Raw genomic sequence first — 5,808 nt, forward strand, 5'->3', positions numbered from 1 at the left:
GGGTGGAGTGCCGGGTCTTGGCGACCCACGGGTAGACCTTGTGGCCGGGCAGCTGGCCGCCCTCGCCGGGCTTGGCGCCCTGCGCCATCTTGATCTGGATGTCGTCCGCGTTGACCAGGTACTCGCTCGTGACACCGAAGCGGCCGGAGGCGACCTGCTTGATGGAGGAGCGGCGCGCCGGGTCGTACAGGCGGTCCGGGTCCTCGCCGCCCTCGCCGGTGTTGGACTTGGCGCCCAGCTGGTTCATGGCGATGGCGAGGGTCTCGTGCGCCTCCTTGGAGATGGAGCCGTACGACATGGCGCCGGTGGAGAAGCGCTTGACGATGTCGGCGACCGACTCGACCTCGTCGATGGAGATGGCTTCGCGGTCCGACGTGAAGCCGAACAGGCCGCGGAGCGTCATCAGCCGCTCGGACTGCTCGTTCACCCGGGCCGTGTACTGCTTGAAGATGTCGTACCGGCGGTTGCGGGTGGCGTGCTGGAGGCGGAAGACCGTCTCCGGGTCGAACAGGTGCGGCTCGCCCTCGCGGCGCCACTGGTACTCGCCGCCGATCTCCAGCGCGCGGTGCGTGGCCGCGATGCCGGAGACGGGGTACGCCTTGGCGTGGCGGGCGGCCACCTCCTTGGCGACGACGTCCAGGCCGGCGCCGCCGATCTTGGTGGCGGTGCCGTTGAAGTAGGTCTCGACGAACTCGTCGTTCAGGCCGACCGCCTCGAAGACCTGGGCGCCGCGGTAGGAAGCGACGGTGGAGATGCCCATCTTGGACATGACCTTCAGGACGCCCTTGCCGAGCGCGTAGATCAGGTTCTTGATGGCCTGCTCCGGCTCCAGGCCGGACAGGAAGGTACCGGCGCGCAGCAGGTCCTCGACGGACTCCATGGCGAGGTACGGGTTGACCGCGGCCGCGCCGTAGCCGATGAGCAGGGCGACGTGGTGGACCTCGCGGACGTCACCGGCCTCGACCAGCAGGCCCACCTGGGTGCGCTGCTTGGTGGCGATGAGGTGGTGGTGCACGGCGGAGGTGAGCAGCAGCGACGGGATCGGCGCGTGCTCGGCGTCCGAGTGACGGTCCGAGAGGACGATCAGGCGGGCGCCGTTGGCGATGGCCGCGTCGGCCTCGGCGCGGATCTCCTCGATGCGGGCGGCCAGGGCCTCGCCGCCGCCGGAGACCCGGTACAGGCCGGAGAGCGTGGCGGCCTTCATGCCGGGCATGTCGCCGTCGGCGTTGATGTGGATGAGCTTGGCCAGCTCGTCGTTGTCGATCACCGGGAACGGCAGGGTGACGCTGCGGCAGGACGCGGCGGTCGACTCCAGCAGGTTGCCCTGTGGGCCGAGCGAGGACAGCAGCGAGGTGACGAGCTCCTCGCGGATGGCGTCCAGCGGCGGGTTGGTGACCTGCGCGAAGAGCTGGGTGAAGTAGTCGAAGAGCAGCCGGGGGCGCTCGGACAGGGCCGCGATCGGGGAGTCCGTACCCATGGAGCCGAGGGGCTCGCCGGCGGTACGGGCCATCGGCGCGAGGATGACGCGCAGCTCTTCCTCGGTGTAGCCGAAGGTCTGCTGGCGGCGGGTGACCGAGGCGTGGGTGTGCACGATGTGCTCACGCTCGGGCAGGTCCGACAGCTCGATCTCGCCGGTCTCGAGCCACTCCGCGTACGGGGCGGCGGCGGCCAGCTCGTTCTTGATCTCGTCGTCCTCGATGATCCGCTTCTGGGCGGTGTCGACGAGGAACATCTTGCCGGGCTGCAGGCGGCCCTTGCGGACGACCTTGGCCGGGTCGATGTCGAGCACGCCGACCTCGGAGCCGAGGACGACGAGGCCGTCGTCGGTGACCCAGTAGCGGCCGGGGCGCAGACCGTTGCGGTCGAGGACCGCGCCGACCTGGGTGCCGTCGGTGAAGGTGACGCAGGCCGGGCCGTCCCAGGGCTCCATCTGCGTGGAGTGGTACTTGTAGAACGCGCGGCGGGCCGGGTCCATGGAGGTGTGGTTCTCCCACGCCTCCGGGATCATCATCAGCACGCTGTGCGGGAGCGAGCGGCCGCCGAGGTGGAGCAGCTCCAGGACCTCGTCGAAGGAGGCCGAGTCGGAGGCGTCCGGGGTGCAGATCGGGAAGATCCGGTCCAGTGCGCCCTCGCCGAAGGCGGCGGAGGCCAGCTGGGACTCGCGGGCCTTCATCCAGTTGCGGTTGCCCTTGACCGTGTTGATCTCGCCGTTGTGGGCGACGAAGCGGTACGGGTGGGCGAGCGGCCACGACGGGAAGGTGTTCGTGGAGAAGCGCGAGTGGACCAGGGCGACGGCCGAGGCGAAGCGGCGGTCGGAGAGGTCGGGGAAGAAGGGCTCCAGCTGGCCGGTGGTCAGCATGCCCTTGTAGACGATGGTGCGGGCGGAGAGCGACGGGAAGTACACGCCGGCCTCGCGCTCGGCGCGCTTGCGCAGCACGAACGCCTTGCGGTCCAGCTCGATGCCCGTGCTGCCGTTGCCGACGAACAGCTGCGAGAAGGCGGGCATGGTGGCGCGGGCGCCGTTGCCGAGCAGGTCCGGGGTGACCGGGACCTCGCGCCAGCCGAGGACCGTGAGGTTCTCCTCGGCGGCGATGGCCTCGATCCGCTCCACGGCGACGGCCTGTGCGGTGCCGTCGGCGGGGAGGAATGCGATACCGACGGCGTAGCCGCCGGCCTCGGGGAGCTCGAAGCCGGCCACGTCGCGCAGAAACGCGTCCGGGACCTGGCTGAGGATTCCGGCGCCGTCGCCCGAGTCCGGCTCGGAGCCGGTCGCGCCGCGGTGCTCGAGGTTCCGCAATACGGTCAGGGCCTGCTCAACGAGTGTGTGGGTGGCCTCGCCGGTGAGGTTCGCCACGAATCCGACGCCACAGGCGTCCTTCTCGTTGCGCGGGTCGTACATGCCCTGCTGGGCGGGGCGACCGTCCATGGGCGACCAGGCGGTGGTGCTGGGGCCGGTCGCGGAGTGCGTGGATGCGGAACGCATCGGCTCTCCCGTCGTCGTCGTGGCATATGTGCATAGCCGAGGGACGACGTTGGCCCTCTGCGAAATTTCGTGCAGATTACATGATGACGACAATCCCGAGAAGCGGATACGCCATTCCAGCATGCGGACTGCACGAGGCAGAAAGAGGGGACTTTCGCGGCGCTCTACGGAGGTATCGCGCGAGGCGGAGGTCCCGGTGCAGGGCGGGCATCGTTGCCCGGAGCCCTGGTGTGATGCCCGGTGGACACGGATTCGAAACCGCCGGGTAACGGACTACTTATGTTGCCTACTGCATAGTGTCTCACTCCAGCCGCGGTCAGCCTATGGCTCCACCGATCCAGGTTCCCAGGATGTACGTCACACCGGCGGCCGCGCCACCCAGCGCCAGCTGGCGTACGCCGCTGTACCACCAGGACCGGGCGGTGACCCGGGAGACGACCGCGCCGCAGACGAAGAGCCCGGCCAGCGCGAGCAGCACCGCGGGCCACAGGGCCGTGGCACCGAGCAGGTACGGCAGTACGGGGAGCAGCGCGCCCAGCGCGAAGGAACCGAAGGACGAGACCGCGGCGACCAGCGGCGAGGGCAGGTCGTCGGGGTCGATCCCGAGCTCCTCGCGGGCGTGGATCTCCAGCGCCTGCTCGGGGTCACGCGACAGCTGCATGGCGACCTCGCGGGCGAGCGACGGCTCGACCCCGCGGGAGACGTAGAGCTCGGCGAGCTCCTCCATCTCGTCGATCGGGTGCTTGCGCAACTGCTGTCGTTCCACGTCCAGTTCGGCGAGGACCAGTTCGCGCTGCGAGGCGACGGAGGTGTACTCGCCGGCCGCCATCGAGAAGGCGCCGGCCGCGAGACCCGCCAGTCCGGTGATGACGACGGCCTGCGGGGCGACGGCGCCGCCGGCCACGCCGGTCATCAGGGCGAGGTTGGAGACGAGCCCGTCCATGGCACCGAAGACGGCCGGCCGCAGCCATCCACCGTTGACGTCGCGATGGGTGTGGTTGTCGCGGTGGGCGGTGTGCAGTGGTGCTTCGATGTCGATGATGGACATGTGTGGAATCTCCCCAAATCCGCGAACGGGCGCCATGACGCGCCCCGTTCCCCCTGAACACCTCGAAACTACGCACGATTTCTGCCGCCCGCCAGCAAGGAAGGCCGTACTTACCTGCGCTTTTGCGAGTCGGCGACCGGGTGACGGGGGTGTTCGCGGGGTGTTTCGCGACGGGCGACAAACCACATGCCATGGCACAAATCCCCCAAGGGCTCATGATGAGCCCCATCACATTGGGAGAGGCGCGCCATGGAGCCGATGAAGCTGATTGCATGCAATCCGCAGGTCCTCCTCGAACGGGCCAGGGGTGCTCTTCTCGGACTCGCGGTGGGCGATGCGCTGGGCGCTCCCGCGGAGAACATGAAGCCGTCGGAGATCCGGGCGAAGTGGGGCCGCATCGAGGGTTTCGTGTCGGAGGACCCGGCGGGCACGGACGACACCGAGTACGCGATCTTCTCGGGGCTGCTGTTGGCCCGCCATGGTTCGGCGCTCACCGTCCCCCACGTGGAGCGGGCCTGGCACCACTGGATCGCCGACCTCGACGAAGGCCCGTTCCGGGGCGCCGGATTCTCGGAGCGCGGCACCCTGGAGAACCTCCGCCGGGGCCTGGCGGCACCCATCTCGGCCCAGCACCGGCACGCCTGGTCGGACGGCCTGGCCATGCGGGCCGCGCCGTTCGGCGTCTTCGCGGCGGGCCGGCCGGCCGAAGCGGCCCGGCTCGTCGCCATCGACGGTTCGGTCAGCCACGACGGCGAGGGCATCTACGGCGGCCAGGCGGTCGCGGCGGGCGTCGCCGCGGCCATGGCGGGCGGCTCCCCCGCCTCGGTGGTCTCGGCGGCCCTGTCCGTCATCCCGTCCGACTCCTGGACGGCCCGCTCCCTGCGCCGGGCGGTCACCGCCGCCCCGCGCGGCGAACGGGCGGTGCGCTCGGCGGTGGTCATCGGCGGCTACCCGTGGACCGACCTGGCCCCGGAGGCGGTGGGCCTGGCCTTCGGCGCCTTCGCCGCCTGCCGGGGCGACTTCCCGTCCTCCGTCCTCACCGCCGTGAACATGGGCCGCGACGCCGACACCACGGCCGCGGTGGCGGGCGCCCTGGCCGGCGCGTTGTCGGGCGCCGCCGCGATCCCCGCCGCCTGGTCCTCGGCCATCGGCCCGGTCCGCGGCAGCTGCCTCCCCTCGATGCGGGGCTACCACGTCCTGGACATCGCGGACCTCCTCACCCCGGAATGCGAGGTCCCCCGATGACCCTCTCCCCCGACGATCTGACCGCCGTCGCGCCGAGCCCCGCCCCGCCGTCACCGCCCCCGGTGGACCGGGCATCCGGCAATCTGCTCCCGGCCGGTCCGGCCCTGGCCGAAGCGCCGCCGCGCATCCTGCCGGCACCGCCCCCGCCGAACCCGACCCGGACCACGCAAACCACCCCGGCCGAGCGGGACCTCCGCGCCCCGGCCCCGACCGGGCAGCCCCCGGCCGGAGCAACTCCCGCGCTGCCCCCGCCGAACCCGACCCGGAGCACGCAAACCACCCCGGCCGAGCGGGACCTCCGCGCCCCGGCCCCGACCGGGCAGCCCCCGGCCGGAGCACCTCCCGCGCTGCCCCCGCCGAACCCGACCCGGACCACGCAAACCACCCCGGCCGAGCGGGACCTCCGCCCCCCGGCCCCGGCCGGCCCGGACCGGGCCGAGGCGCCACCGCGCACGCTGCCCCCGGGTACGGGGCGGGGCGGGGCGGGGGACATCGCCGTCCTCGCCCCCGCCCCCGGCGCGGGGTCCTGGAT

General features: G+C 71.6%; 3 protein-coding genes and 1 pseudogene. 2 read left to right on the forward strand and 2 right to left on the reverse strand.

The genetic code is table 11. The features are described 5' to 3' along the window. The coding region (locus ACWGIU_RS17835) for a glutamate synthase central domain-containing protein (protein WP_453706851.1) at positions 1-2,926 on the reverse strand (2,926 nt) is incomplete at its 3' end. A 373-nt stretch (positions 2,927-3,299) separates the two neighbouring features. After that, on the reverse strand, positions 3,300-4,031 hold the full coding sequence (locus ACWGIU_RS17840) for a VIT1/CCC1 transporter family protein (RefSeq protein WP_453706847.1): 732 nt from the start codon (positions 4,029-4,031) through the stop codon (positions 3,300-3,302). A 258-nt stretch (positions 4,032-4,289) separates the two neighbouring features. Here ACWGIU_RS17840 and ACWGIU_RS17845 point away from each other — a divergent pair, with 258 nt between their 5' ends. Then, positions 4,290-5,276, forward strand: a complete 987-nt coding sequence (locus ACWGIU_RS17845; RefSeq protein WP_453706849.1) for an ADP-ribosylglycohydrolase family protein — start codon at positions 4,290-4,292, stop codon at positions 5,274-5,276. Beyond that, a pseudogene (locus ACWGIU_RS17850) lies at positions 5,273-5,808 on the forward strand (hypothetical protein); the annotation flags it as partial. The gene ACWGIU_RS17845 and the pseudogene ACWGIU_RS17850, both read left to right, overlap by 4 nt.

The sequence above is a fragment of the Streptomyces sp. NPDC054840 genome, from assembly GCF_053611065.1.

What these genes read in the sequence shown, in the direction of transcription:
- ACWGIU_RS17840 (WP_453706847.1), bottom strand. Translation starts at nt 4,031, where the DNA reads ATGTCCATCATCGACATCGAAGCACCACTGCACACCGCCCACCGCGAC.
- ACWGIU_RS17845 (WP_453706849.1), top strand. Translation starts at nt 4,290, where the DNA reads ATGAAGCTGATTGCATGCAATCCGCAGGTCCTCCTCGAACGGGCCAGG.